Genomic DNA, 23921 nt, shown 5'->3' with positions numbered 1-23921 from the left:
CGGCGCCGCGCGAACCGGAAGGACGCAGCAGGCACCTCGATTTGTTTCAAGTTGGCGACAGACTAGCAGCGCGTTTGACAATCACCAAGAGCGCATGGTCCGATTTTTGGCGCCGTCACGCCGGGGCAATTTCTTGTTGGTTGAATAGCCGGCTTCAATCAGGCATGTCTGAAACGATGAGGAACGGATGAAGCGAGCCGAAGCCCGACGGATGAGCAGCAACGCATGACGATCTCGCCATGAACTGGAGGCGTTATTTCTGGCCGGTCATCGGCATCGCGGCCGTGGTGTTCTCGCTCTGGCTGCTCATCCACGAACTGCGGGGCATCTCGATCGACGATGTCTGGGACGGCATCAGCGCCATTCCGCCGCACGGCTGGATACTGGCGGCGCTGAGTTCGGTGRTCGCCTATGCCTCGCTGGCCGGCTACGACCACATCGCGCTGCTGCATATCGGCAAAAGAGTGTCGTGGCTGTTCGTCACCCTGTGCTCCTTCACAACCTACGCGCTGTCGCACAATATCGGGGGCTCGGTGATTTCGGGCGCGGTGATCCGCTACCGCGCCTATGGCACGCGGGGCCTGACCGGCCAGGATGTCGGTGTGCTGGTGGCGATCTGCTGGATCACCTTCGTGCTCTCCAGCCTGCTTGTCGGGGGCCTGGTCCTGGTGCTGGAACCTCAGATCATCGGCCGCTTCTCCGGCGCCCCGCATCACGGGCCGGCGATAGCCGCCGGCCTTGCCATGCTGATCCTGGTCGGGGCCTACATTTTCGGCAGCTGGCTGCATCTGAAGCCGCTCAAGATCGGCAGCTTTCAGCTGCACTATCCGGCGCTGCCGATCGTCGCGCGGCAATTGCTGATCGGCCCGGTAGAACTGCTGGCGGCGGCGGCGATCATCTACTTCGCCCTGCCCGCGGCCGGCAATCCCGGCTATTTCGTGGTGCTCGGCGTGTTTATGGTGTCCTTCTCGGTTGGGTTGCTGTCGCATGCGCCGGGCGCGCTCGGCGTTTTCGAGGTCGTCTTCCTCACCGGCTTTTCGGACATGGACCCGGTGGGAGTGCTCGCCGCGCTGCTGGTGTTCCGCCTGTTCTATCTGATCATCCCGCTCATCATCGGTCTCTGCGTGGTGCTGCTCTTCGAGCATTCGCAATACAGCCGCGGCGAAAGCTGAGCCGTTCCAGGCGCCCTCGCGACCGAATGAAAAAAGGCAGTGATTGAATTGCGGCGCGGGGTTGACTATTTTCGAGCGGCGGCTACAAGGCAGCGCTCGCGGCGCAAAGCCGCCCGCTTCGCGCGTTACCAACCGCGCCTGCTGGGGAATAGGTTAACGGTAGACCAGCGGACTCTGACTCCGTTAGTCCTGGTTCGAATCCAGGTTCCCCAGCCAAACAATTTCAAGCACTTAGCGGACCAGAATTCGACCAATCTGGCTTGCAGGTCGCGTTGGTGTCGCGTCAAGCTCCAAGCAGCGACTTTTCAGCCGCCGCCAATTTCTCCTGGTCATTGGTGCGGGCCATAGGTGTCGGCGGTTATCACGATGCTCGAATGACCCATGCGCGGAACATCCGTTTCGGTCTCTGGGTTAAGCGTCGGGAAGCAGAGTTGGAAGGATGCATGATCAGCAACTCTTGTCGCGGTCGACCCACGACGTTTTCGAGGACCATCTGCGGCTAAGGCTGCAATGGAATATCGAAGAAGACTTGGCGCGCAACTATRCCCGCGATGTCATTCTCCTCACCGAGAATTCGAATGCATGCGGCCACAATGCCATCAGGATGTCGGCCAGCCGGCTACGAGCCCAATTGCCCGGAGCCACTTTTCGCCTCCTGAGAAGGCAGGTGCGTGATCGCTTTGCGCTGCTCATCTGGCGCGGGTCTTCGGAGGGCTATGACGCGCTCGATGGCGCTGATTCATTCGTCATCGAGAATGGGCTCATCCGGCTCCAAACCATCCACTATCGTTTGCTCAAAGGCGCCGCAAAGGACGATTTTCGAGCAGGACAGCTTTTCTCAAGATGAGGTACCCAGTCCTCCMATTCTATCGTGGAAGACTTCTTGGCCCGGCTGCTCAGACGGCGGGGCCTTTCATTTCGTGTGTAGGAAGTCAGGCTGTCCGAGCGCAAAGCCAAGCCACTTCGCCGGTGGCGGTGCGCACCAAGTGCCGTGGTCGGCGTCGTTCTCGCACTTCATCCGATAGGCCAGCGAGTCGACGTCGACGTCACCGAATACCTGGATCAGGTCCGACGGCGCGTAATTGTGCTGGCGCTTGCAATAGCGGCAGCGCACCCGCACCAGGCCACGCCRCGCATGTTGCTGGCGGCGAATGCGAACTAAGCCGCTTGACTTAGAACAGATCCGAGGACTGAGTCGCTTTGCGGGCGCGCTCCCCCGAAAAGCTGATGCAGGCATGCCGCCATTCAATTGCATTTGAATATTAGTTATGTCTAATCTTAATGTTTCGGCGTGGCATTGGAGGCCCGTGCCGCGTTTCAATGATGCGGCGTGCATAGCAGTGTCAGGAGGAACGAAATGAAAACGATCCTTATCGTCACGACAGCGCTTRCATTCGCAGTCTCCGCTCCCGCGTTTGCTGATCCTAAAGGCATCACGACGACAACCACCAGTGAACAGGGACACAGCGGCAACCCACCCAACAACGATAATGGGACGACAACGACTACTACATCGACCGGACCGAGCGGGCAGATCAATAACGGCAAGACCGACTGCAATAATTGCTCAACGTCGACAACAACAACCGGACCGGGAAATAGTAACTGATTACGACCATGCTATGCGGGAAAACCGCGGGCACGCGGTGAAGACCATCTGGTGAAGCGAGAGGGTGCGCGGATATATTCATTGGGATACCCGCCCCCTCTTAAATTAAAAACGCCTCCTAAGCCGAACTCTGATGCTCGCCAGCGCGGTCAGGCGCTACCCTCAACGGAATGTGGAAGGCATAGTGGCAAGCCTGCTGATGGCCGCCTTATGCGCTTATGCATTGATGCTTTCACGGGCCCGGTCGGAGTCGGCGCAGACGGCAATCGCTCGCTCYGAGTTCTTCCTACTACTGATGATGTCGCCCATGGATCCGCGGGCTGACTTACAGTCCGCTCAGCGCAACCGAGCAGTCCGATCCTCCGAAGGTCACGATTGAGTTAGATACCCCCAAAAGGCCCATGTTCCTGGCCGCACCACCGCGTCTTGCGAGTTCGATTAAGATCGGCGCCACATCACCTTCTTCACCTTGCACGGATTGCGTAGCCAGATCGTCCACTGACTTTCCGACTTCGTCCTTATGAGGATGCGTACCGACATATTAGCATGAGCGTATATTTCGTTAGCCGGCGCTCGCCGTGCCGATCCTTCCGCAAGGCCGCGATGCGATTGCGGCGATTGCGATTAACATGACTAGCGCGCGGCTGGAGCCGGCCCGGTTGGACCGGCTCGTCGAGGCGCTGCRCCGCGAGGTCCGCATCATCGAGGAAGGCATAAATCCGCTCGAGCCAACCGTCCGCGTGGCGGCAGGCGTGTGAGAGGTCAATGGGGAGGAAAATGAAGAAGCTCATCAATCACCCGCGCGACGTCGTGCGCGAGATCCTGGAAGGCCTGGCCGACACAAAACCGGGTCTTGCTCTGGTCGACACGGAGAATGTCGTGTTGAGGGCGGACCTTCCGGAGGCTCGGTTGAGACCAGTCGCCGGCCGATGCAAGTAGCCGCACTTGATGAGGCGGACCGCCGGCGACCGAAAAGCATTCCTTTCATAACCCCATCGCGGAACAGGACCGAGTGGATCAAAGCGGTCAGGATGTGCACGCCGGCAAGCGTGGCGAGTATCCAGAACAGGGTGCTGTGGATCGCGATCAAGTCTGTGGCGGTCAGACCCGCGGYGCTCGGCGCCCGCGGCACCGGGAAGAATCCGAAAAGGCGAGCCGGAGGCATCAGGGGCATCGGGCGGTAGGCGAGCCAGCCCGTTATCACGACGGAAAGAATGAGGCCGTACAAGCAGGTATGAACCGAAGCGCCGGCCGATCGCATAAGCCAATGCGCTTGCCGGACGGGCGCCGTGGTCACGGCACGAACGCCCAGCCGTAGGACAAGGATGCAGAATACCGTCACGCCGATGGAAATGTGTGTGGCAAGCCAGGTCATCGCGATCACGCCCGCCCGCGTCATGGGGCCGAGGGCGACGACAGCCTGCCAGGCGAGCGTAGGCACCGTGAGCCAATGCAGCAATCTGATAGCGGGGTGCCAGCGCGCAGTTGGGCACTTCTCTATCACCTCTATCACCGCGGTGCGTACACTGCTGCCTGGACTGAAAGTCGGTGCCTGATGTCCTTCATCGCCTCCAAGCTCATAGAAATCTTTCTCCTTCCGTCCAACCTGATCGCCATCCTTGGATTGATCGGGCTGGCTGCGGCTCTGTTCGGCAGGCCCAAGCTCAGCCGAACGTGTCTCGTCGGCTCGGCGCTGCTGCTGGCCATTTGCGGCTGGGCTCCTCTAGGTCCGGCCGCATTGATGGTCTTGGAGAATCGCTTTCCAAAACCCGTCATCGACAGCCCCGTGACAGGCGTTGTCGTGCTTGGCGGGGCCGTCGACACCCACGTCAGTGTCGATCGCCGAACTCTGGCGATGAATGAGGCGGGAGAACGGCTGACCGAAACCGTGGACCTCAGCAGGCGATATCCGGACGCCCGCATATTCCTTTCGGGCGGTGCCAATCATCTCATCAGCCACAATAGCTCCACGGAATCGCAGGTTGGCCGCGATATTCTCGTGATGCTCGGTGTTCCGGCCCAGCGCATCGAAATCGAAGAGCGATCGCGCACCACCTGCGAAAACGCGGTCGAGAGCAAGGCGGCCATCCAGCCGAAACCTGGGGAACTCTGGCTGCTGGTCACGTCGGCGAGCCACATGCCGCGAGCCATGGCTTGCTTCCGCGCTGCGGGGTTTCCTGTCGCCGCGTATCCGGTGGACTATCGGACGCGTGGCGCGRCCGACCTCTGGCGGCCGGTAGGGTCCGTCGCAGGTGGCCTCGCAGCCGCCGATCTTGCCGCGCACGAATGGCTCGGGCTGCTGACTTATTGGTTGACGGGGAAAACCGCCGAACTTTTTCCGGAGCCCTGAACTCTTCGACTTGGACTAGAGCAAATTCCGATCCGGGTCTCTTAACGCTGTTTGCGATCGGTGAGGAAGGCTTTACCGCGGCGGAAGGCAAACGTGCCCCCAGCCAAGTGGAGGCCCATGGTGACGACGACCTTGAGCACGATGAGTGCGAGGATGGCGGTGGCACCCTACCTGCTCCATGAGGTGGCGGCGAGTGCAGCGCCGAGCAGGCCGAGGTGAGCCGCGATGGCGGCGGCCAAAACCACGGCCAGGGCCAGATTGCCAACGAGACGCGACCGCCACCAGAACGTCACGGGCCAGCCAGATGTGCGAACGCGGCTGGCGATTTCCGCGGGCCGACCAGTCTGCTGGGAGATCGACGTTTGCCATTGAACGGTGAGGTGCTCGCGATGACCGAAAGTTTCCAGCCGGTGGACAATACCGTCCTGAAGCCGATGCAAGCCGCTCTCCGTAGCGGCCTCGACGCGCACCARCAGCGCGTTATCGCTCGCCTCCAGAATGCACTTGCCCTCGCCGAAGTGGATGGTGCCAGCTGTCTCGGACCAGTCGACTTGCAGCACCCGCGGGGGAGCTTCCCCGGCATGGTGCGATCGAGGAGAGTGGCCTACGCTCGCGTGCTGGCCCATCTTACCGGCGTGGCGGCATAGTTGGCCAAGATAGCGGTTAGCATGGTTGGTGCTGACCCGGGCTGAGGCCGTGTGCATGATGGATTCCCTGAGTGGTTTTCCTGCAATCACCCGGCTGTGCGGAAGCGGCCTGGGCGCTGCTCTTGCGAAACCGGACACGGTGTACGATAAGGAACGTGAGGTTCAAAATCTTTTTCGCGGACAAGGCAGCMGGTCATGTCCCAAATCGGACAAAGGCGACATTCCGACCATGAAAGCGGATTGGCGAAGCGGCCGATCGATCGCCGTGTGGCACGCACTCGCGGGATGCTGCATCAAGCATTGCTCTCCCTGATTCTGGAAAAAGGTTACGAGGCGATCCTCGTCGATGACATCTGCGAACGCGCCAATGTCGGCCGCTCAACCTTCTATGCCCACTTTACGAGCAAGGACGATCTCAAACGAAGTGGTCTCGAGCATCTGAGGCTGGAACTTCTCGAACGGCACCGAAGCTCGTCGACGTCAATGCCCGCTGGCGAACGTCCTTTGGGATTCAGTCTGCCGATGTTCGAGCATGCGCGAGACCACATGCACCTCTACCAAGCGCTGGTGGGAAGCAAGGGGGGCGCCATTGCATTGGATACCATTCGCCAAACGCTCTGCGACTTTGTCCGGAGCGAACTCACAACAGCTGGAGACAAAGATCCAACGGGAGTCCCGCGCGAGTTCATCGTGCAGCATGTGGTCGGTGCGTATATGGCTGTGCTGATCTGGTGGCTCGAAGYGGGCGCAAAGCTGYCGCCGCAGCGGATGGATGAGTTCTTCCGACGTTTGATTGACGAAGGCGCCGCGTCTTCATATTCGTGAGCGTTTCGCCCGGYCGCCCAGGAGATGGCGGTTGGCACGCAGCGTGTCGCCCTCGTTCGCGCCGGGGCGCATGTCAACAATGCTYGCGGCTCCTGCGCCACAACCAGCATCCGGTCGAAGCGGTCAGCCATTCGGCCTCCACCTCGGCTCGGAGCTTCTAGCAAGGTTGATCTCGGCCTGCAGTTTCGAGTTCCAGCGTCACCAGCTTACCTGCACGATCGCGGATGTCGTGGGCGAAATAGTCTCCGGCCGGCGACACGCGTGCCAGTCATGGGTGCCGGTCGGCGGAGCAGCGGCGATGCATTTTCAGCCTGTCGCGACATCACGAGTTCGCGATGTTCGGGATAAGCTGCGGTCCGGAAAGCGTTGTCGTCCTTACTCCGCCGGGTGCTCCCAGACCCGGAGCGCCCAAATCAAACGCTTTCAGGAGAAAACAGCATGAGACATCTCCTCACTCCGATGGTCCTCGGCTTGCTCATGGCCACCGCCGGCACGGCCTTGGCTACCAATGTCCACGAGGTAACCGGAACGCAGGGTCAGCCCAACCAGACCATCGGCACCCCTGAGACAGGAAGTGCCACCCCTGGCCATGCCAGCTCGGCTCCGGGTTCAGCCTTCAATCCGGATGGGAACGCCGGGACGCATTATGCGGGTACCCAGCCGCAGAATTCCAAGAATCCGAAGAGCGTGTCGCAGTACGACGTAGCCGGATTCCAGCAGTCGCATAACCACTGAACTACCGGCACAAGCTGAGAAAGAAGGAAGCCCGGGGGCACAAGCCTCCGGGCCGATGTTGTGACATAGCCAAATCGCATATTCCCGGCGCATCGGCATKCCGGAAGTAGATCGAAGAGCTGGTCTTATATTTGCATGGCTTCCGGCGCCGGCTGCGGCACGCTCCCCAGCCTTGCACGCGCGGCCTCGCGGTTTCCGGTGGCCGGCACCAGCTCGCCGATCCTGCCGAGCCCATAACGCGGCATTCCGGAATATATTGCCTCGTATTGCCCTGCCCTCACGAGATAGGTCTCGTGCCAGACACCGACATCGCCGCGCGCGCCCTTCATGGCCTTGTTGAACGCCAGCCATGCCGGCCAGTGCTTCTTGTCCCGATCCCGGGCGTAGGCTTCAAGGTGATCGAAGCTGCGCCAATACTGCGTGATCGCTCCGAAGCTGAGACCATTATGTCCGAGGAAGCCGCTTTCCGGTCCGGCCGCCTCCAATTCCTTGAGCATCCTGGGCATGGCGATGAATACCGGCCACCACTTGTGCAGCTTCCATGGCTTGTTGATGCGCATCCCGATCAGGAACACGACAAAGTCGCCGTCCAGCCTGGCTGCCATGCGCTCGGGTATGACTTGCGACATCTTCCGCCTCTCCCCTGCGAACCCGCCTTGGTGATTTGTAGCACATATTAGCAGTCAACGATATGTTAACGGCTATGATGCAGCCTCTTCGAATCGGGATGGAACCATCTCCGATCGACGATCCGGCACTTATGTGCCGCGACGCTCGACCGATGCGGAGCAAAACGCATGAGTGTCGAAACTGCGCTGGCGCAGCTTTTGCGCATGCTTCACCGTCGCGCCCTGAATTTGGCGACGTTGCCAGACGATGAAAGAGATCCGCATTACGACCGCATCCGCCGATCATGTTGCGGAGCGRCCGAGCATATCGGCCAGTCTCCCGACCACGCAGCGATCACGGCAAACAGCGTGGTCGAATTTACTCGCGCGATGGTCGAGATCATCGAGGTAAGCCGTCCCAGGTCGGGCAATTGATCTAGACGTTGCCGCAGTGCCTGCCGGCGGCCACCTCGCGCGCAAGGCATGATCGAAGGCCGGAACCAGAAGCCGCCAACGGCGTTCCCCTATTAGCAAGCACTAACACGGCTTGAATGTGAAACATTTGATACACAAAACGCCCAGTTTTGCTTGATACGGTCGTGAATAAAGGGGGTGTGACAGACGGGGCTCGCAATGAAAAATCAACCGTGGAGGACGTCGGTCGAGATCGACGAAGTCGCAGATGCGCTATATGTGCGCGTCATCGAAGACGGCATTGTAAACATCAAGGCATTCAAGTCRCTGACTGAGGCCAAGTCTTTCGTCAAAAGCGAAAGGGTGCGGCTCGCACTCGACACGCCGACCAAACAATGAGCCCGACGGCCGGGCGATCTGTCGTGTTCATCGCACCGGATCGCGTCGCTTCTTCCGCCGGATTCCACAAGGCGCCGACAGCGGATCCTGTGTCCAGGAAAAATGGACCGGCTTAACGCTCATTGCTGAGGGCTGCAGAAAGAAGAGACGCCTCCAAAAAAAGCCGGGCGCCTCTGTCCGATTTAACCAATCGTAGACCACGCTGTCCTAATCTGGGACAGCGTGGTCTCTAGTACCCCGGAGACTGCGCCGGCGGCTCCGGCTCTCGGGCAACCCTACCCACCAAGACCGGAGCCGCCACTGTTCTACCAGCAAGGGTTGAACGAACTCTTACTGCGGGTACTTTATAGTGCATTTCTGTGACCATTAGATTTCTAGACATGTTGCGGCTACATCGCCGCGATCGGCGCATTCATGCTTCGCCTTCATAGCCTAGTTGAACGCCAGCCAACCCCGGCCCGCGCTCTTGTCGCGGCCCTGGCTGCGGAGCAACCGAGCAAGATCGGCCAGAGCCCCTACAATGCAGTCATCACGGCGAGCGGCATGGTTGAATTTACCCGGGCATAGCCGGGAACGCGCAGGTAAGGCGGCGGGAAGAAGAGCCGATCGGCCGCTGAATGACGGGTCGCAATGTAGCGGCCGGATCTAGCTGGCCTGCCCAACACCTTCGCCTTGCAGGCGGGGTAGAAGGCTGACCCGGCCCGCCGGCTACCTTCATCCATAGCGCCATTACAGCAATTTTTCCCAAGACCCAGAACCCGCAACGCTGMAACGATTGTGGCGGCGTGTTGCAGCGTCTTGTCGCTGGTGGCCCACATTGGAGACAATCATGACGAGCACAATTTCCCCGTTCCTAAGGGCTCTCGGATCTGAAGGTCCGGCCGCTGACGGTGCGAAAGAAATGGACCTGTATGGATGGTTGATCGGAGGCTGGGAAATGGACACAGTCCACTACCTCGACGACGGCACAATCCAGAAATGGGATGGAGAATGCCATTTTGGCTGGGTGCTCGAAGGGCGCGCGATTCAGGACGTCTGGATCAGGCCAAAGCGCCCTGCGCCGCCAACCATGTATGGCACGACTTTGCGCATCTTCGATCCGGCTGTCGGCGGCTGGCGCATCATCTGGAGTGATCCGCTCAACCAGGATTACTCGCGCCAGATCGGGCGGGCCGAGGGTAAGGACATTGTCCAGATCGGCGATGACTCGCGTGGCCTGCAAACTCGATGGCGGTTCACCGAGATCACCGCCAACAGCTTCCATTGGATCGGCGAGGAGAGATCTGCCGAGAGCGCCCCTTGGCAAGTGACGTATGAACATTTCGCCCGCCGGATAAATTTCTAAGCCAGTCGGTGGCAATTATCCTTCGGATCGGCGTGTTGCTCGCAGTTCATGGTTGCCATCGTTTCGGCCGGCCGGCTCAGCTGATTGATGCCAATGACAAAGGGCGCGGCCAAGACCGCGCCCTTCCCGGATTTCATCGCAACCGACCCTTGCCGCCGRCCAGTCCGTAAATACTACTCCGCCGCCTCGTAGCCCGCGATGCCCTTGATCTCCAAAAAATCCTCCAGACCGTATTCGGCGTATTCGCGGCCGTTGCCGGACTGCTTGTAGCCGCCGAAGGGCAGCCCGGCGTCCCAGGCCGGGTAGTTGATGTAGACGGTGCCGGAGCGCATGCGGGCTGCGGCCTGGCGCGCCTTCTCTAGGTCTTTGGCCTGGATGTAGGAGGCCAGGCCGAAGACGGTGTCGTTGGCCTGCTCGATCGCCTGCTCGACCGTGTCATAGGGCATGATCGACAGCACCGGTCCAAAGATTTCCTCCCTGGCAATGCGCATGTCGTGCGTCACGTTGGCAAATACGGTCGGGCGGACATAGTAGCCGCGGTTGAGCTCGGCCGGACGGCCGGGACCGCCTGCCACCAGGGTTGCGCCTTCGTCGATACCGCTCTGGATCAAAGCTTGAATCTTGTCGAACTGCATCTGGCTGACAACCGGGCCGAGCTTCGTGCCGGGCGCGTCAGCCGGCCCGACGGTGAATTTTTCCGCCGCCGTCCCGGCATAGGCGGCCGCCTCGTCGTGCCGGTCGCGCGGCACGAACATGCGGGTCGGCGCGTTGCAGGACTGGCCGCTGTTGCCGAAACAGCCGGCGACGCCCTTGGCGACGGCTTTTGCGAAGTCGACGTCGGGGAACAGGATGTTGGCCGACTTGCCGCCGAGTTCCTGATGCACGCGCTTGACGGTGTCGGCGGCGGCCTTGGCGACCAGGATGCCGGCACGGGTCGAGCCGGTGAAAGACATCATGTCGACATCCGGGTGGCTGGCCAAAGCCTGGCCGACGGTCGGGCCGTCGCCGTTGACAAGGTTGAATACGCCCTTCGGCACGCCGGCCTCATCCATGATCTCGGCGAAGATAATGGCGTCGAGCGGCGCGATCTCCGACGGCTTCAGCACCATCGTGCAGCCGGCGGCAAGCGCCGGGCCGACCTTGCAGGTGATCTGGTTGAGCGGCCAGTTCCATGGCGTGATCAGGCCGACGACGCCGATCGGTTCCTTGACGATGAGCGACGAGCCCTTCACGTGGCGGAACTGGTAGGTCTTCAGCACTTCAGCCATCTTTTCCAGATGCGCCTGGCCGACGCCCACCTGGCTGTCCAGCGCCATCTGGCGCGGCGCGCCCATCTCGCGCGAAACCGCAAGCGCCAAGTCCTTGCTGCGCTTCTTGTAGACGCTGATGACACGGTTGAGCACGTCGAGCCGTTCCTCGACCGAGGTAAAGCCGAAGGTTGCAAAGGCGCACTTGGCGGCGGCCACGGCCTTGTCGACATCGGCCCTGGAGCCAAGCGAAATCTGCGCGAAGACCTCCTCGTTGGACGGGTCAATCACATCGAAATTATTCGGCACCACAGGATCGACCCAGCCGCCGTCGACATAGAACTGCAGATCATGGGACATGGTTTCGCTCCTTCGGGCCGCCGGATTCGATTGTGGTGAGGCGATCGTCGTATATCGTCGAAGACAACGATGCGATACCGCCCTGTCAAACACAAGCGCAAGCAATTCCTGATGCATATCGCCCAAGAGTGTGCAGCGATTTTGGGAAAACGACATGCACAATGAGAAGACCTAAAGCGCCAATCTTTTGCTCATATAGACGGTTGTCCCGTTCATGAACGGCTCTTCGCGGTCGATCGCATAGCCGTGCTTGCGATAGAGCAGCACATTGGCCTCGAAGGCACCGTTGGTCAGCAGGCGAAGCTCCGTACGACCTGCTTCGATCGCCTGGCGCTCGACGCTGTCGARCAGCAACCGTCCGATTCCCCTGCCCTGCGCCTCGGGCACCACCGCGATATTCTCGATCCAGATGTGGTCCATGTGCATCATGGTTTCGATCAGCCCGACGATACGGCCGTCCTCGACGGCGAGGTCGAACCGATGCTCTTCAAGCGCCTTGTCGTAATCGGCGCGCATCGGCAAAGGCTCGCGGCCGATCACCGGCACCCATTTGGCATAGGCCGCCCGCACGATGCCTTTGACGGCAGCGACGTCCGCCGGCACGGCCCGACGGAGCAGAAACTGGCAATGAACGGTCATTCAAACGCTCCATGACGCAAAAAGCCCCGCCGATCGTTTCGATGGGCGGGGCTGGGGTGGACGAACCGGTTGCTTGCTAGCCGGCCCTTGTCTTCACGCAATCAGCTTGCCGCTCCTGTGAACGGCGGCGTCGCTGCGAGTTTGCGGGAAAGGCGACCATCGCGGCAAGGTGCATGAGGGGCCGCGACGCTGTCAAGAAGGCCGCCGGCCGTCGACGACACCACATAGGGATCACCCCAAAACCGGTCGCGCAAGGCTCTCATCGTTCGTAAAAATCGATCATTATAACTCGAATAATTCGTTGGAAAGATTGGTTCTGGAATGGCATTTCCGCGGCGAAAGTGCCTGGAGAATTGAATTGTCCGTCCTGCCCATCACCGCGAACGATCTTCCAAACGGCCTGACTTCGGTCACTTCCGGCAGCAAGAGCCCTGCCCTCGCCTCGATCTGGGCCGGTATCGTGCCGGGGATCGTGCTGGTGGCGATGATCACCAGCGTCGCCTATTCGGCGCGCAGCCTCTCCGGCTTCGCACTGTTCAGCCCGATGATCCTCGCCGTCGTGGCCGGCATGATCTACTCCAACGTTCTGGGCACGCCCGCGCATGCCAAGGCCGGCATCGCCTTTTCGCAACGCCGGCTGCTGCGCTTGGCCATCGTGCTGCTCGGCTTCCAGCTCACGCTCGGCCAGGTGGCGGGCATCGGCCTTAGYGGGGTCGGCATCGTCGCCGCCACGCTCGGCGCCACCTTCCTCTTTACCGTGACGCTCGGCCGGCTGATYGGCGTCGACGCCAAGCTCGCGCAACTGATCGCGGCCGGCACCTCGATCTGCGGCGCCTCTGCAATAGTCGCCACCAACATCGTCACCGACGCGCGCGACGAGGACGTCACCTATGCGGTTGCCGCAATCACGCTGTTTGGCACGGTCGCGATGCTCGGCTTTCCGCTGCTAGCGCCGCTGCTCGGCCTTGACCAGCACGCCTTCGGTCTGTGGGCCGGCGCTTCGATCCATGAAGTGGCGCAGGTCATCGGCGCCGGCTTCCAGAACGGCGCGCTTGCCGGCGAAACGGCGACCATCGCCAAGCTGACGCGCGTCGCCATGCTGGCGCCAATGGTGATCGCGCTCGGCCTGATGGCGCGCCGCGGCCGCGCCGACGCCTCGGCCGCCAAGCCGCCGATGCCGTGGTTTGTCGGTGCCTTCGTCGGGGTTGTCGCGTTGAACAGCCTGATAAGCATCCCTGCGCAAGTCCATTCGGCGATCGCTTTGGCCGCCCAGGTGATGCTGACCATGGGGCTCGCCGCCATGGGCCTCCAGGCCGACATTTCGCAACTGCGCTCGCGCGGCCTGCGTCCGCTGATGCTGGCGTTGTCGGCCTTTGTCTTCATAGCGGCGTTCAGCCTGACGCTGGTCGAGCTCGTCTAGTCGCCGAAGGAACTCGCCGCGACATAGATCGAGGCGAGCTTCTCGATGCCGACCTGGTCTTGCCTGTCGAAGCGGCCGGGCAGCGGGCTGTCGAGGTCGAGCACACCGAAGACGCCCTCCTCGTCGCGCAATAGCACCACCAACTCGGAGCGCGAATCGGCATCGCAGGCAATGTGGCCGGGGAAGTCGTGCACGTCCTTGATCAGCATCGACATGTCGAGATCGACCGCCGTGCCGCAGACGCCCTTGCCGACCTTGATGCGCACGCAGGCCGGCTTGCCCTGGAAGGGGCCGAGCACCAACTCGTCGTCGGACTGCAGGAAATAGAATCCCGCCCAGTTCAAGTCGGGCACCATCTGATAGATGAGGGCCGAGGTGTTGGCCGCGTTGGCGATCGAGTCGCGCTCGCCTTCCAGCAGCGCTTTCAATTGCGCGGCCAGTTCGTTGTAGAAGGCGGGCTTGTTGCTCGTGTCGATGGCGGTTGCTGCAAACATCCTAGTCGTTTCTCCGTTGCAAGAGCGCCGACGCGCCCGCTACAGTCCTGCCCTCTCTGCCACCGAAGCTGCCGCCGGGAAACAGCCTATCGTGAATTCCAGCCATGCCAGAACGATCCGGATCGCCGCCGCCGTGATCCGCGATGGAAGCGGCAAGCTGCTTCTTGTGCGCAAGCGCGGTACCAATACATTCATGCAGGCCGGCGGCAAGATCGAGCCGGGCGAGCTGCCTGCCGTTGCCCTTGCGCGCGAATTGCGGGAGGAATTAGGCATCGTCGTTGATCCGGCCTCCGCCTCACATCTGGGCTCCTTCTCGGCCCCCGCAGCCAACGAGCCCGATGCTCGCGTCGAGGCCGAGCTTTTCGAATTGCCGATCGCCGGCGAACCGATCCCGGCGGCCGAGATCGAGGAGATGATCTGGCTGAGCCCAGAGCTGGCGAGCGCGATGAAGCTCGCGCCGCTCACGGCTGATATCGTGCTGCCACGCTACGGCCGCCAACCATGAGCCATGCAAAAACGTCAGCAGCCGAAGCTCCCCTCACCTTCGCGGTGCTGGTGTTTCCCGGCTTTCCGATGATGGCGTTTTCTTCCGTCATCGAGCCGCTGCGCGCCGCCAACATTCTTGCCAGGCGCGACTGCTACCGCTGGATCATCGTAGGCGCCGCTGAGGGCACGGTCGCGGCCTCCAACGGCGTCGTCATCCAGCCGGACTTTTCGGCCGCCAAGGCGCCGAAGGTCGACCGCATCGTCGTCTGCTCCGGCGGCGACGCCGATCATGTGGTGGCCGACGAGGCAATGGGCTGGATCAGAAAAAGCCTGCGCGGCGGCGCGCATATCGGCGCGGTGGCGGATGCGGCGTTCTTCCTCGCCCGAGCGGGCCTGCTCGACGGCCATGCCTGCACTCTGCACTGGACCAGCCAGGCGGCTTTCAGCGAGGCGTTCCCGGATATCGAGCTTCGCCGCGACCTCTTCGTCATCGACCGCAAACGTTTTACGTCCGCCGGCGGCGTCGGCAGCCTCGACATGATGCTGGAGATTATCACGCGCGATTGTGGCGCCGAACTCGCGGCGGGCGTCGCGGAATGGTTCGTGCACAGCCCGTTGCGGTCGAGCGTCGACCGAAAGCTGATGCCGCTGCGCCTGCGCACCGGCGTCCAGAACGAACTGGTGCTGTCGGCCATCGCCATCATGGAGGATGCGGTCGAGGAACGGCTCAGCATGGCGGAGTTGGCGGAACGGCTCGGCGTCTCGCCCGACAAGCTGGAGCGCAATTTCCGCGCCGAGTTGGATATCTCGCCCAACGGCTATTACCGTAGGCTCAGGCTGAAGCGCGCCGCCGACCTTCTGGCGCATTCAACGCTGATGGTGCGCGATGTCGCTTTGGCCTGCGGCTTCGCCTCGATGTCGAGCTTCGCGCGGGCCTTTCGGGAAGAGCACGGGCGCGCGCCGAAGGCGATGCGGCGTCACTAGGGCGCCTGCGGCATCCGGCACGACATTTGCGGAATGCCGCACAAGCTCAGAAACCGGCCCGGCTATGTTCGCCGGAACAGGAGGCCTCCCATGAGCATCGTCGTTTTCGATCCGGACAGCACCGAGGATGTGGACTTCAAGGACCGCATGCGCCACCCGGCCGCGGCCGACCCCGCCGGCGGCATGTGGCTTTCGGACACCGAGCCGTCCTTCATCGATGCGGATGCGCTGCGCAAGGGCCGGCTTGCCAAGCTGCGCGCCTGGATGCGCGAGGCGGGCTATGGCGGCATCGTTCTCTTCGATCCCTACAACCAGCGCTACGCAACCGGCTCGCGCAACATGTTCGGCTATTTCCTGCGCAACTCGACCCGCTACTTCTTTATCCCGACCGAAGGGCCGATCGTACTGTTCGAATATCCGCAGAGCTACCATGTCTCTATGGTGCTCGACACGATCGACGAGGCGCGGCCGTCGAAGCTGGTCTGGTCTTCCGTCTCCGGCCGCGACGACGAGACCGCCGGGCCGTTCGCCGACGAGATCACCGAACTGCTGAAGAAGCATGGCGGCGGCTCGATGAAGCTCGGCCTCGACCGCTGCAGCCATCTGCAGGCTCTCGCGCTGGAAAAGCGCGGGTGCGAAGTGAAGGACTGCCAGGGCGAGATCCTGGCCGTGCGCGCCGTGAAGACGCCCGAGGAAGTGAAGTGCCTGCTGGCGTCCATGGCCGGCGCCGAGGCGGCGGTGGCGGCCGTGCGCGAGGCGATCAAGCCCGGCGTTTCCGAGAACGAGCTCTTCGCCATCATGTATCATGAGGTGATCCGCCAGGGCGGCGAGTTCATCGAGACCCGTCTGCTGACCTCCGGGCAGCGCACCAATCCATGGTTCAACGAGGCGAGCGGGCRCAAGATCAGGCCGGGCGAGCTGGTCGCGCTCGATACCGACACGATCGGTTGCTACGGCTACTATTCCGACTTCTCGCGCACCTTCCGCTGCGGCCCGGGCAAGCCGACGCCGTATCAAAAGTCGCTCTACCGCATGGCGCACGATCAGGTGCAGCATAACATCGGGGTCGTGAAGCCCGGCATGGCCTTCCGCGAGATCGCTGAGAAAGCCTGGAAGATCCCGGAACGCTTCGTCGACCAGCGCTACACCTCGGTGATGCACGGCGTCGGCATGCATGGCGAGACGCCTTTCATCGYCCATGCGATGGACTACGAGACCTATGGCCGCGACGGCATCGTCGTACCCGGCATGGTGGTCAGCGTCGAAAGCTATATCGGCGAGAAAGGCGGCCGCGAGGGCGTCAAGCTCGAGGACGAGATCCTGATCACCGAGACCGGCACAGAGCTGCTCTCGCGCTTCCCTTACGAAGACGATTTCCTGGAGAAAGAGATTTGATGCCGGCCGGATAACAACTCTGTTGCATTGCGATCTCCGGTCGAGGTAACGGCATCGATCTCGGGTCTCCGCGACGCCGGCCTGCGGCTGCTACGCCCTGGAACGACGAGTTTTGAGCATTTGCATGAAGAATCCCATCTCCATCCGGCGCGGCACCGTGGCCGCGGTGTTCGTCGATCTCCAGGAGGAGCATCGCAAGGACAAGCGTTATCTGGTCGAGGGTTTTGCCGAGATCCTCGCCAACGTCCGGCGCCTGCAGGAGGCGGCGCGCCGCAATTTCGTGCCGCTCTACCACTGGGCCTATATTGTCGATCTCGCCGATGAGGCGCGGCCGTTCCACCCCGTGGATGACAGCGGCAAGTCGGCCTTCTCCGACAAGGACGACCCGCTGACGGCGATCTGCCAGGAGGTCTCGCCGCAAAACGGCGAAGCAATGCTGATCAAGGCGCAGGCAAGTGTCTTCGGCAAGGGCGACTTCGCCATCGAGCTCCAGGCCGCCGGTATCGAATGGCTGGTCATTGTCGGCGTGTGGACCGAGGCCTGCATCGACGCCACGGTGAAGGACGCCATAGCGCTGGGCTTTCGCGTGCTGCTGGTCAAGGATGCCTGCGGCAGCGCCACCGCCGCCATGCACCAAACCGGCATCCTCAACCTTGCCAACCGGCTCTATGGCGGGGCCATCACCAACACGCTCGACGCGTGCCGGCTGATGGCCGGCGACACGGTGACGGTCTGGGAGGTCGAGGGCTCGGTGCCACTGCGCTTCACCTTCGAGAACGCGGCTCAGCTCTACGCCGAGCTCTGACGGCAATGGCGAGCGCCCCCTGCGGTCCGGCAAGGCGCGGCAAATATTCCGGCCTGCTCGATCCGGAGCTTTGGGACTATATCGACCGGGTCAACAGCTGGTACCCGCCGGAGATCGTTGCCGCGCCGATTGCCGAGCAGCGCGCGGTCTACAGCCGCATGTGCGCGGCGTTCCACCAAGGCCGTCCGGAAGGCGTGGCTGCCAGCGACTGCGTCGTCGCCGCGGCCCCGCACGCCATCCCGATCCGGCGCTACCGCATGGCGGGCAAGGCGGCAGCGGCGATCGTTGTCTACTATCACGGCGGCGGTTTCGTGCTCGGCGACCTCGACAGCCATGACGACATCTGCGCCGAAATCTGCGCCGGCATCGGCTTCGAGGTGGTTTCGGCCGACTACCGGCTGGCGCCAGAGCATCTGCATCCAGCCTCCTTGGACGATGCGCGGGCGGTGTTCGAATGGGTCGCGGCGACCAGCGCGCTGCCGATCCTGCTTTGCGGGGAAAGCGCCGGCGGCAATCTCGCCGCGGCGGTGGCGCAGGCGACGCGGCATCATGCCCGCCACGCCATCGGCCAGGTGCTGATCTATCCCGGACTGGGCGGTGACGAGACCGGCCACTCCTATGTCGAGCACGCCGAGGCGCCGCTGCTTTCGCTCGCCGATATCGACTTCTACCGCCGCATCCGTTCGGCACCGGGACAGTCGCCCGACGACCCGACTTTCTCGCCGCTCAGGGATCACGATTTCTCCGGCCTGCCGCCGACGGTCATCGTCACGGCCGAGTGCGATCCGCTGTCGTCGGACGGCGAGGTCTATCGCGACCGGATACTGGCGGCAGGCGGCCGCGCCTTGTGGCGCGAGGAGCCCAGACTGGTGCACAGCTTCCTGCGCGCCCGCCCGACCGTGCCAAGGGCGGCGGAAGCGTTTCAACGGATTATCAGCAACATCGCCGAGCTGGGCGCTTGCGACGAAGCGCTAATCTCCCCCCTCGTGGGGGAGATGGCCGGCAGGCCAGAGGGAGGCGCGAAGGATCGCGGCCCTTCGGAATCTTGACCGCACGAAATATGCCCGAGAAGGCAGCTCTAACTAGCTGAGACGCCGGCGGGACAGCGCCCCCCTCTGCCCTGCCGGGCATCTCCCCCACTTGGGGGGAGATCGGCCGTTTCCACGCCGTGCGGAACAGCGCACAAGAACTGCGGAAAAGCAAACATTTCGCTGCGAAAAGCAGCCCTATCATCCCCCTGCAGCCAACGGGCGCCCTGGYGATAGCACCCGCTCGGCACCTGGCAGCAACCGGGGCGCACACTAGGTTTCGTGCATGTCGTTGTCCCAAGCCGCTGCACGCCCGCGGGCTCCGGCCCGAGGGCATGTTTTGGGCGACATGCACCAACTAAAGAGGGAACGACGATGAAATTCATGCTGACAGACAGAAAACTGCACCCGTTGGCCAGGCCGACCGCCGACGATTTCAAGAAAGGCGCAATCAGCCGGCGCGAATATCTCGCTCTCATGGCGGGCTTCGGCGTCAGCGCCGCCGGCGCGCTGGCGCTGGGCGGGATTGCGCCCTCGCCGGCCCGGGCCCAGGAACCGAAGCGCGGCGGCGTGCTGCGCGTGGCGATGAACGTGAAAGGCTTCAAGGACCCGCGCACTTTCGACGGTGTCGAGATGTCGAACATCGCACGCCACTGCAACGAATATCTGGTCCGCTGGAAAACCGACTTCACGTTCGAGCCGTGGCTGCTCGAAAGCTGGGAAACCAGCGACGATGCCAAGACGCTGACGCTGCATGTTCGCAAGGGCATCACCTGGTCGAACGGCGACACCTTCAATGCCGACGACGTCGTCCACAATCTCAACCGCTGGTGCGACTCGTCGGTCGCCGGCAATTCGGTCGCCGCGCGCATGGGCGCCCTGGTCAACCCCGACACCAAGAAGCCGGTCGACGGCGGCATCCAGAAAGTCGACGACTATACGGTCAAGATCAATCTGCCGAAGCCCGACATCTCGCTGATCGCCGGCATGGCCGACTATCCGGCGCTGATCATGCACCGCTCCTATGAGGGCGACACCGATCCGAAGAAGGCCTTGGCCATCACCACGGGCCCTTGCGAGCTGGTCAGTTGGGACGCCGAGACGGGCGCGGAGGTGAAGCGCAAGGACAAGCCCTGGTGGAAGGGCGAATTCTACCTCGACGGCATCAAATGGGTCGATTACGGCTCCGACCCCAACGCCATGCTGTCGGCCTTCGAGTCCGGCGAGATCGACACCGACCACGAGACAGCTTCCGATGCGGTGTCGCAGACCGATCAGATGGGCCTGCAGAATTCCGAGATCGCGACCGGCTCGACCATCGTCGCGCGCTTCAATATCGGCAACGCGCCCTATAACGACGTCAAGGTGCGCCGCGCCGCCCAGCTTGCCGTCGACAATGCGGCCGTGCTGAAGCTCGGCCTGGACGGCAGGGGCAAGCCCGCCGACAACCACCATGTCGGCCCGATGCATCCGGAATTCGCCGATATCGGCCCGGCCAAGCGAGATGTCGAAGAGGCCAAGAAGCTGCTCGCCGAAGCCGGCAAGACCGACCACGAATACGATCTGATCTCGGTCGATGTCGAATGGCAAAAGAGCACCGCCGACGCGATCGCCGCGCAGATCCGCGAGGCGGGCCTCAAAATCAAGCGCACCGTGCTGCCGGCCGCGACCTTCTGGAACGACTGGAGCAAGTTCCCCTATTCCTGCACCGAGTGGCTCGGCCGTCCGCTTGGCGTCCAGGTGCTGGCGCTCGCCTACAAGTCGGGCGCGGCCTGGAACGAAAGCGCCTATTCGAACAAGGAGTTCGACGAGCTTCTCGACAAGGCGCTGGCGACGCCCGACGCTGCGGCGCGTAAGGAGATCATGGCCAAGATCGAGAAGAACCTGCGCGACTCCGGCGTCATCATTCAGCCCTACTGGCGCTCGGTCTACCGCACCTACCGCAAGGGCGTGCAAGGCTGCGAACAGCACCAGGCGCTCGAACAGCATTTCGAGAAGGTCTGGCTGGAGTCCTGATTTCCGGGTGGCAACCCTGGCGGCCGGCGCTGCTCCTCTGCGAAGCAGCGCCGGCCGTTTGCTATTTGCCAACTGCTTGCCGTCAGCTCCGATCGCATGGTGACCGGCCGCAGCCGGCTCGCAAATGCGGGCAGTCACGCCGGACGAGTCGATCGCGGCACCTACCCTAGCGGCTCGTATCTCCACATCCTCTGCCGAAAGGCGGCGCCGGTTCGATATCGGGCCGAACTGGTGCTACGAGAAGATTTCCGCCAGCTCATCGACGCTGGTGCCTTCCTTGACCTGGCGCAGCTCGACATAGCTGACCGCGGTGGCGGTGGACATGACCGTCGACATCACGGCTGAAACCACGGCGGCGACTACGGAGCCGACAATGCCGGCGCCGAAGAGGTAGACGAAGGTGCCAAGAAACGCCTGGATGACCATGGCCAGTATGAAAAGGACCAGGAAAAGGCCGAAAAGCGACCAGCGGTTACCCTTGGCGAGCGCGCGGCTGCGCGACATCGAGCCGAACACGCCGCGCCTCTCCTGCACCAGAACGGGTACCGATACCGACCAGCCTAGCCACAGGATGATGCCGGGCACCAGCAGCGCCAAGGAGGCAATGCCGGCGCCAAGCGCCACCAGAATTCCTATGCCCACTGTCGGCAACAGGCAGCGGATCGCCATCTGAACGCTATCGCCGAAACCGGGCTTCTTGCCGTTCAGGTCTTCGATTGTTGCCCTGACCAGGGCCGACTGCAGCAGCAGCGACAGGATGAAATAAACAAGAGCAAAGCCAACGGTGAAGAGTGAATCCCGGATCATCACATTCGGGTCGGCCAGCGCGAGGTTGGAGGGATCCCCGCCCGTCAGCTTGCTCATCCGGGCTTCGTTCCAGAGCTGAAAGAAAAATGTGGGCAGCCCCGAGAACAAAAACGCAAGCCCGAGGCAGAGTCCGATGTTGCGCCCAATCACCCCGAAGGTGCTGTTGAACACCCTACCAATCTCGAATCTGCCTGGTCGTCCCAATGTCGCAGTGGTCATGATATTTTCCCCCGAATGCCGCTGCATTCCAATACAGCGGCGCGCCAAAGCAAATTTTGCCAAGATTGAAAGGCGGCGTCCAGTGCACTTGCGGTCAGTGGTGTATTCTGGTCTCAGTTGCGCCGGCAGCACCGACGGCTGCCGGACGACATAAAGACATCATCGGATCGGAGCACCCGCGGGTGTGCAACCCAACGCGTGGTCAGATCTTGGTCGCTGCCAGGACATTTCGATCACGCAAAGACTTCGGCAAGATCTTCAGCGCCGGCACCTTCCCGTATCCGCAGAAGCTCAATGTAGCTGACCGCCATGACAATCGCCGTCAGGACGGGCTCTGCCGTGGCGTCCAGTTCATTCGAGAGGAAGCGCAGGGTGATGCCGAAGGGAAGTATCTGGTGTCGCGAAACCAATTCGACCAAAACRGAACCCGCATACATGCCCAGCCAGAACCCTGCCAAAGGCCATCGGCTGCCCCTGGTAAGGTCGCGACTGCGCARCAAGCTCCTAAATATACCCGATCTTTCGCTTATCAGCGTCGGGATCGCCACAAACCAGCGTGCCCAAAGTACCAGCCCTGGAATGAAGGCAGGAATCGGAATGGCTGCGAAAATCGCGGCGAGCAATGGGAAAGGGATGTGGCTTGGCAGCAGCCGGACATAGAATCTGATTGCATGGTCTTCAATTGCGTGGCTGCCAATTGCTCCGCCAATCCTGAGGAGTTCGTAGGCAARCAGCCAGATGCCTGTGGCAGGGAGCAGGCGCCTCAATGCTATCCCCAGGCAGCCACGGAGCGTTGGCCGACGACCCCRCCAATCTTCAATCGCCACGAACGCCAAAGCGACGTGCAGCATCCCGAAAAGGCCGGGGTAGCCGATGATGTGGACAGCTGAAAATGCAATTCCTTTCACGGAATGGTCTGGAACGCCGTGCACAAAAATTGCCCAGGCGCAGAGGGAAAGGATGGACTGGGGAAGTATCCTGAAGATCAACGCAAGCAGGCAGCAAAGCCAGAAATTGCGGYCGATCACCGCGCAGCTCTCGCTTAGGACCCGCCCGATCCGAAATGGCTCCGGACGCGCCAGCACCATCACCGTCACAACAAGCGCACCTACGAGAAGATCTTCTCCAGTTGCTCCACCCCCGTGCCTTCCTTGATTTGTCGGAGCTCGACATAACTAACCGCCATGACTACCGATGTGAGGACCGCCTGAGCTGCCTTCGCGATGGAATCCACCAGCGCGCCGAAAGTGACATTGGCGGGTGTGAGGATACGGCTCGCCACGAGGTTCATGCCTGCGCTGGCTACTATGAGGATCAGCCAGAGTCCCAGCAACGCCCAGCGGCTTCCCTTGGTCAGGTCGCGGCTGCGCGCCATGCTGTCAAGGATTCCCCGGTGTTCCTGGATCAGGACCGGGATCGTGACCATCCAGCGAAGCAGGAGCATGATGCCGGGAACGATCAGCAGGATTRGACCCAGAGCAACTCCCAGCGTTACAAGCAAGGAGGCGCCGAGTATCKGGARCAGCACGRCAAGGGCGACGCCGAAGCAATCCTGGAACGACGGCTTTTCGCCGCGCATGTCTACGATAGTGACACGCATAATGCTTGCCTGCAGAACGGCAATCGCGCCGAGATAGAAAACGAATGCGGCGACGCCAAGCGCCGGATGTTGGGGAAGAAATGCCTGGGGCAGCAAGTGGGCACCGCCACCCTCGACATACCAGAGCCACAGACCGAATTTCGGAATTGCGTAAAAACAGATGCCAAGGCCAAGGCAAAGCATAATGTTGCGGCCAATGACCGCGAAGCTATTGTTCAACACTCGGCCRATCTGAAAACTCTCCGACCGTATCAAAGCGGCTGAAGTCATGACGCCTCCCCTGATTGGCTGGTCCACGCCAGGCCAAGTTCCCAAAG

Annotated in this window: 26 protein-coding genes, 1 tRNA gene and 1 pseudogene; 19 read left to right on the top strand and 9 right to left on the bottom strand. The window is 62.0% G+C overall.

All coding sequences use genetic code 11. From position 1 onward, the window contains the following. Window positions 1-239: 239 nt before the first annotated feature. The 6 genes from ORS3428_RS13650 (at window position 240) to ORS3428_RS33975 (ending at window position 3720) form a co-directional block, all read left to right on the top strand. Complete coding sequence (locus ORS3428_RS13650) at window positions 240-1172, top strand: lysylphosphatidylglycerol synthase transmembrane domain-containing protein (RefSeq protein ID WP_071098497.1); 933 nt, start codon at window positions 240-242, stop codon at window positions 1170-1172. 142 nt (window positions 1173-1314) lie between these two features. Next, window positions 1315-1388: transfer RNA gene (locus ORS3428_RS13645), tRNA-Gln, on the top strand. A gap of 223 nt (window positions 1389-1611) precedes the next feature. Next, a complete protein-coding gene (locus tag ORS3428_RS13640; RefSeq protein WP_071098495.1) occupies window positions 1612-2019 on the top strand; it encodes a hypothetical protein in 408 nt (135 codons plus the stop codon). A gap of 510 nt (window positions 2020-2529) precedes the next feature. After that, window positions 2530-2781 carry a hypothetical protein gene (locus tag ORS3428_RS33040; RefSeq protein ID WP_131802894.1) on the top strand — a complete coding sequence of 84 codons (252 nt, stop codon included), beginning with the start codon at window positions 2530-2532 and terminating at the stop codon, window positions 2779-2781. Window positions 2782-3359: 578 nt separating this feature from the next. After that, on the top strand, window positions 3360-3539 hold the full coding sequence (locus ORS3428_RS13625) for a hypothetical protein (RefSeq protein WP_071098489.1): 180 nt from the start codon (window positions 3360-3362) through the stop codon (window positions 3537-3539). Between the two features lie 19 nt (window positions 3540-3558). Continuing rightward, a complete protein-coding gene (locus ORS3428_RS33975) occupies window positions 3559-3720 on the top strand; it encodes a hypothetical protein (RefSeq protein WP_172833685.1) in 162 nt (53 codons plus the stop codon). A gap of 40 nt (window positions 3721-3760) precedes the next feature. Here the strand turns inward: ORS3428_RS33975 and ORS3428_RS33970 are convergent. Beyond that, window positions 3761-4285, bottom strand: a pseudogene (locus ORS3428_RS33970) (cytochrome b); the annotation flags it as partial. Between the two features lie 51 nt (window positions 4286-4336). On the opposite strand from ORS3428_RS33970, the gene ORS3428_RS13610 reads away from it, so the two are divergent. Further along, complete coding sequence (locus ORS3428_RS13610) at window positions 4337-5131, top strand: YdcF family protein (protein ID WP_071098483.1); 795 nt, start codon at window positions 4337-4339, stop codon at window positions 5129-5131. 167 nt (window positions 5132-5298) lie between these two features. On the opposite strand, the gene ORS3428_RS13605 is transcribed toward ORS3428_RS13610, so the two are convergent. After that, entirely contained in the window at window positions 5299-5835 is a 537-nt protein-coding gene (locus ORS3428_RS13605; RefSeq protein WP_071098481.1) for a DUF2218 domain-containing protein, read from the bottom strand. 138 nt (window positions 5836-5973) lie between these two features. Here ORS3428_RS13605 and ORS3428_RS13600 point away from each other — a divergent pair, with 138 nt between their 5' ends. Continuing rightward, on the top strand, window positions 5974-6603 hold the full coding sequence (locus ORS3428_RS13600; protein WP_083355132.1) for a TetR/AcrR family transcriptional regulator: 630 nt from the start codon (window positions 5974-5976) through the stop codon (window positions 6601-6603). Between the two features lie 438 nt (window positions 6604-7041). Continuing rightward, the gene (locus tag ORS3428_RS13595; protein ID WP_108723058.1) at window positions 7042-7338 is read left to right on the top strand and encodes an adenylate cyclase; all 297 of its coding nucleotides are present in this window, start codon (window positions 7042-7044) and stop codon (window positions 7336-7338) included. Between the two features lie 125 nt (window positions 7339-7463). Here the strand turns inward: ORS3428_RS13595 and ORS3428_RS13590 are convergent, their stop codons facing one another. After that, window positions 7464-7967, bottom strand: coding sequence for a DUF4188 domain-containing protein (locus ORS3428_RS13590; RefSeq protein WP_071098475.1), 504 nt, complete (start codon window positions 7965-7967; stop codon window positions 7464-7466). Window positions 7968-8135: 168 nt separating this feature from the next. Here ORS3428_RS13590 and ORS3428_RS33035 point away from each other — a divergent pair, with 168 nt between their 5' ends. The 3 genes from ORS3428_RS33035 (at window position 8136) to ORS3428_RS13580 (ending at window position 10104) form a co-directional block, all read left to right on the top strand. Beyond that, window positions 8136-8381: a hypothetical protein gene (locus tag ORS3428_RS33035; protein ID WP_131802893.1), complete on the top strand. Its 246-nt coding sequence runs from the start codon at window positions 8136-8138 to the stop codon at window positions 8379-8381. 198 nt (window positions 8382-8579) lie between these two features. Next, window positions 8580-8759, top strand: a complete 180-nt coding sequence (locus ORS3428_RS13585; RefSeq protein ID WP_071098472.1) for a hypothetical protein — start codon at window positions 8580-8582, stop codon at window positions 8757-8759. Between the two features lie 829 nt (window positions 8760-9588). Beyond that, window positions 9589-10104 (top strand): hypothetical protein, encoded by a 516-nt coding sequence (locus ORS3428_RS13580; protein WP_071098469.1) that lies wholly within the window; start codon window positions 9589-9591, stop codon window positions 10102-10104. A 173-nt stretch (window positions 10105-10277) separates the two neighbouring features. On the opposite strand, the gene ORS3428_RS13575 is transcribed toward ORS3428_RS13580, so the two are convergent. Continuing rightward, the gene (locus ORS3428_RS13575) at window positions 10278-11711 is read right to left on the bottom strand and encodes an aldehyde dehydrogenase family protein (RefSeq protein ID WP_071098467.1); all 1434 of its coding nucleotides are present in this window, start codon (window positions 11709-11711) and stop codon (window positions 10278-10280) included. Between the two features lie 171 nt (window positions 11712-11882). Beyond that, window positions 11883-12350: a GNAT family N-acetyltransferase gene (locus ORS3428_RS13570; protein ID WP_071098464.1), complete on the bottom strand. Its 468-nt coding sequence runs from the start codon at window positions 12348-12350 to the stop codon at window positions 11883-11885. Window positions 12351-12708: 358 nt separating this feature from the next. On the opposite strand from ORS3428_RS13570, the gene ORS3428_RS13565 reads away from it, so the two are divergent. Next, window positions 12709-13770 (top strand): YeiH family protein, encoded by a 1062-nt coding sequence (locus ORS3428_RS13565; RefSeq protein ID WP_083355148.1) that lies wholly within the window; start codon window positions 12709-12711, stop codon window positions 13768-13770. Here ORS3428_RS13565 and ORS3428_RS13560 read toward each other — a convergent pair. Beyond that, the gene (locus ORS3428_RS13560; protein ID WP_071098462.1) at window positions 13767-14264 is read right to left on the bottom strand and encodes a GAF domain-containing protein; all 498 of its coding nucleotides are present in this window, start codon (window positions 14262-14264) and stop codon (window positions 13767-13769) included. The two genes, ORS3428_RS13565 and ORS3428_RS13560, sit on opposite strands and share 4 nt — an antisense overlap. A 91-nt stretch (window positions 14265-14355) precedes the next feature. Between ORS3428_RS13560 and ORS3428_RS13555 the strand changes: the two genes are divergently transcribed. From ORS3428_RS13555 to ORS3428_RS13530, 6 genes are all read left to right on the top strand, one after another. After that, window positions 14356-14769: an NUDIX hydrolase gene (locus tag ORS3428_RS13555; RefSeq protein ID WP_071098460.1), complete on the top strand. Its 414-nt coding sequence runs from the start codon at window positions 14356-14358 to the stop codon at window positions 14767-14769. Then, entirely contained in the window at window positions 14766-15734 is a 969-nt protein-coding gene (locus tag ORS3428_RS13550) for a GlxA family transcriptional regulator (RefSeq protein ID WP_071098458.1), read from the top strand. The genes ORS3428_RS13555 and ORS3428_RS13550 overlap by 4 nt, the downstream gene beginning before the upstream one ends. A gap of 90 nt (window positions 15735-15824) precedes the next feature. Continuing rightward, window positions 15825-17129: a M24 family metallopeptidase gene (locus ORS3428_RS13545; RefSeq protein WP_071098455.1), complete on the top strand. Its 1305-nt coding sequence runs from the start codon at window positions 15825-15827 to the stop codon at window positions 17127-17129. Window positions 17130-17253: 124 nt separating this feature from the next. Beyond that, window positions 17254-17934 carry an isochorismatase family protein gene (locus tag ORS3428_RS13540; protein WP_071098453.1) on the top strand — a complete coding sequence of 227 codons (681 nt, stop codon included), beginning with the start codon at window positions 17254-17256 and terminating at the stop codon, window positions 17932-17934. A 5-nt stretch (window positions 17935-17939) separates the two neighbouring features. Continuing rightward, complete coding sequence (locus tag ORS3428_RS13535) at window positions 17940-18983, top strand: alpha/beta hydrolase (protein ID WP_083355130.1); 1044 nt, start codon at window positions 17940-17942, stop codon at window positions 18981-18983. A gap of 354 nt (window positions 18984-19337) precedes the next feature. After that, on the top strand, window positions 19338-20978 hold the full coding sequence (locus ORS3428_RS13530; protein ID WP_071098451.1) for an ABC transporter substrate-binding protein: 1641 nt from the start codon (window positions 19338-19340) through the stop codon (window positions 20976-20978). Window positions 20979-21212: 234 nt separating this feature from the next. Here ORS3428_RS13530 and ORS3428_RS13525 read toward each other — a convergent pair whose 3' ends face one another. The 3 genes from ORS3428_RS13525 to ORS3428_RS13515 all read right to left on the bottom strand — a co-directional run bounded on the left by ORS3428_RS13525 (window position 21213) and on the right by ORS3428_RS13515 (window position 23874). After that, window positions 21213-22067 (bottom strand): hypothetical protein, encoded by an 855-nt coding sequence (locus ORS3428_RS13525; protein ID WP_244507958.1) that lies wholly within the window; start codon window positions 22065-22067, stop codon window positions 21213-21215. Window positions 22068-22237: 170 nt separating this feature from the next. After that, window positions 22238-23101, bottom strand: a complete 864-nt coding sequence (locus ORS3428_RS13520; protein ID WP_131802892.1) for a hypothetical protein — start codon at window positions 23099-23101, stop codon at window positions 22238-22240. Between the two features lie 11 nt (window positions 23102-23112). Further along, entirely contained in the window at window positions 23113-23874 is a 762-nt protein-coding gene (locus tag ORS3428_RS13515; RefSeq protein ID WP_071098447.1) for a glycerophosphoryl diester phosphodiesterase membrane domain-containing protein, read from the bottom strand. Between the last annotated feature and the right edge of the window lie 47 nt (window positions 23875-23921).

It is taken from the genome of Mesorhizobium sp. ORS 3428 (genome assembly GCF_001854785.1).
Lineage (GTDB): Bacteria > Pseudomonadota > Alphaproteobacteria > Rhizobiales > Rhizobiaceae > Mesorhizobium.
This window is presented reverse-complemented; position numbering and strand designations above follow the sequence as displayed.

Excerpts from the sequence above, each read along its gene's own strand:
- ORS3428_RS13540 (WP_071098453.1), top strand. The coding sequence starts at position 17,254 with ATGAAGAATCCCATCTCCATCCGGCGCGGCACCGTGGCCGCGGTGTTC.
- ORS3428_RS13595 (WP_108723058.1), top strand. The coding sequence starts at position 7,042 with ATGAGACATCTCCTCACTCCGATGGTCCTCGGCTTGCTCATGGCCACC.
- ORS3428_RS13590 (WP_071098475.1), bottom strand. The coding sequence starts at position 7,967 with ATGTCGCAAGTCATACCCGAGCGCATGGCAGCCAGGCTGGACGGCGAC.
- ORS3428_RS13560 (WP_071098462.1), bottom strand. The coding sequence starts at position 14,264 with ATGTTTGCAGCAACCGCCATCGACACGAGCAACAAGCCCGCCTTCTAC.
- ORS3428_RS13550 (WP_071098458.1), top strand. The coding sequence starts at position 14,766 with ATGAGCCATGCAAAAACGTCAGCAGCCGAAGCTCCCCTCACCTTCGCG.
- ORS3428_RS13535 (WP_083355130.1), top strand. The coding sequence starts at position 17,940 with ATGGCGAGCGCCCCCTGCGGTCCGGCAAGGCGCGGCAAATATTCCGGC.
- ORS3428_RS13580 (WP_071098469.1), top strand. The coding sequence starts at position 9,589 with ATGACGAGCACAATTTCCCCGTTCCTAAGGGCTCTCGGATCTGAAGGT.
- ORS3428_RS13575 (WP_071098467.1), bottom strand. The coding sequence starts at position 11,711 with ATGTCCCATGATCTGCAGTTCTATGTCGACGGCGGCTGGGTCGATCCT.
- ORS3428_RS33975 (WP_172833685.1), top strand. The coding sequence starts at position 3,559 with ATGAAGAAGCTCATCAATCACCCGCGCGACGTCGTGCGCGAGATCCTG.
- ORS3428_RS13530 (WP_071098451.1), top strand. The coding sequence starts at position 19,338 with ATGAAATTCATGCTGACAGACAGAAAACTGCACCCGTTGGCCAGGCCG.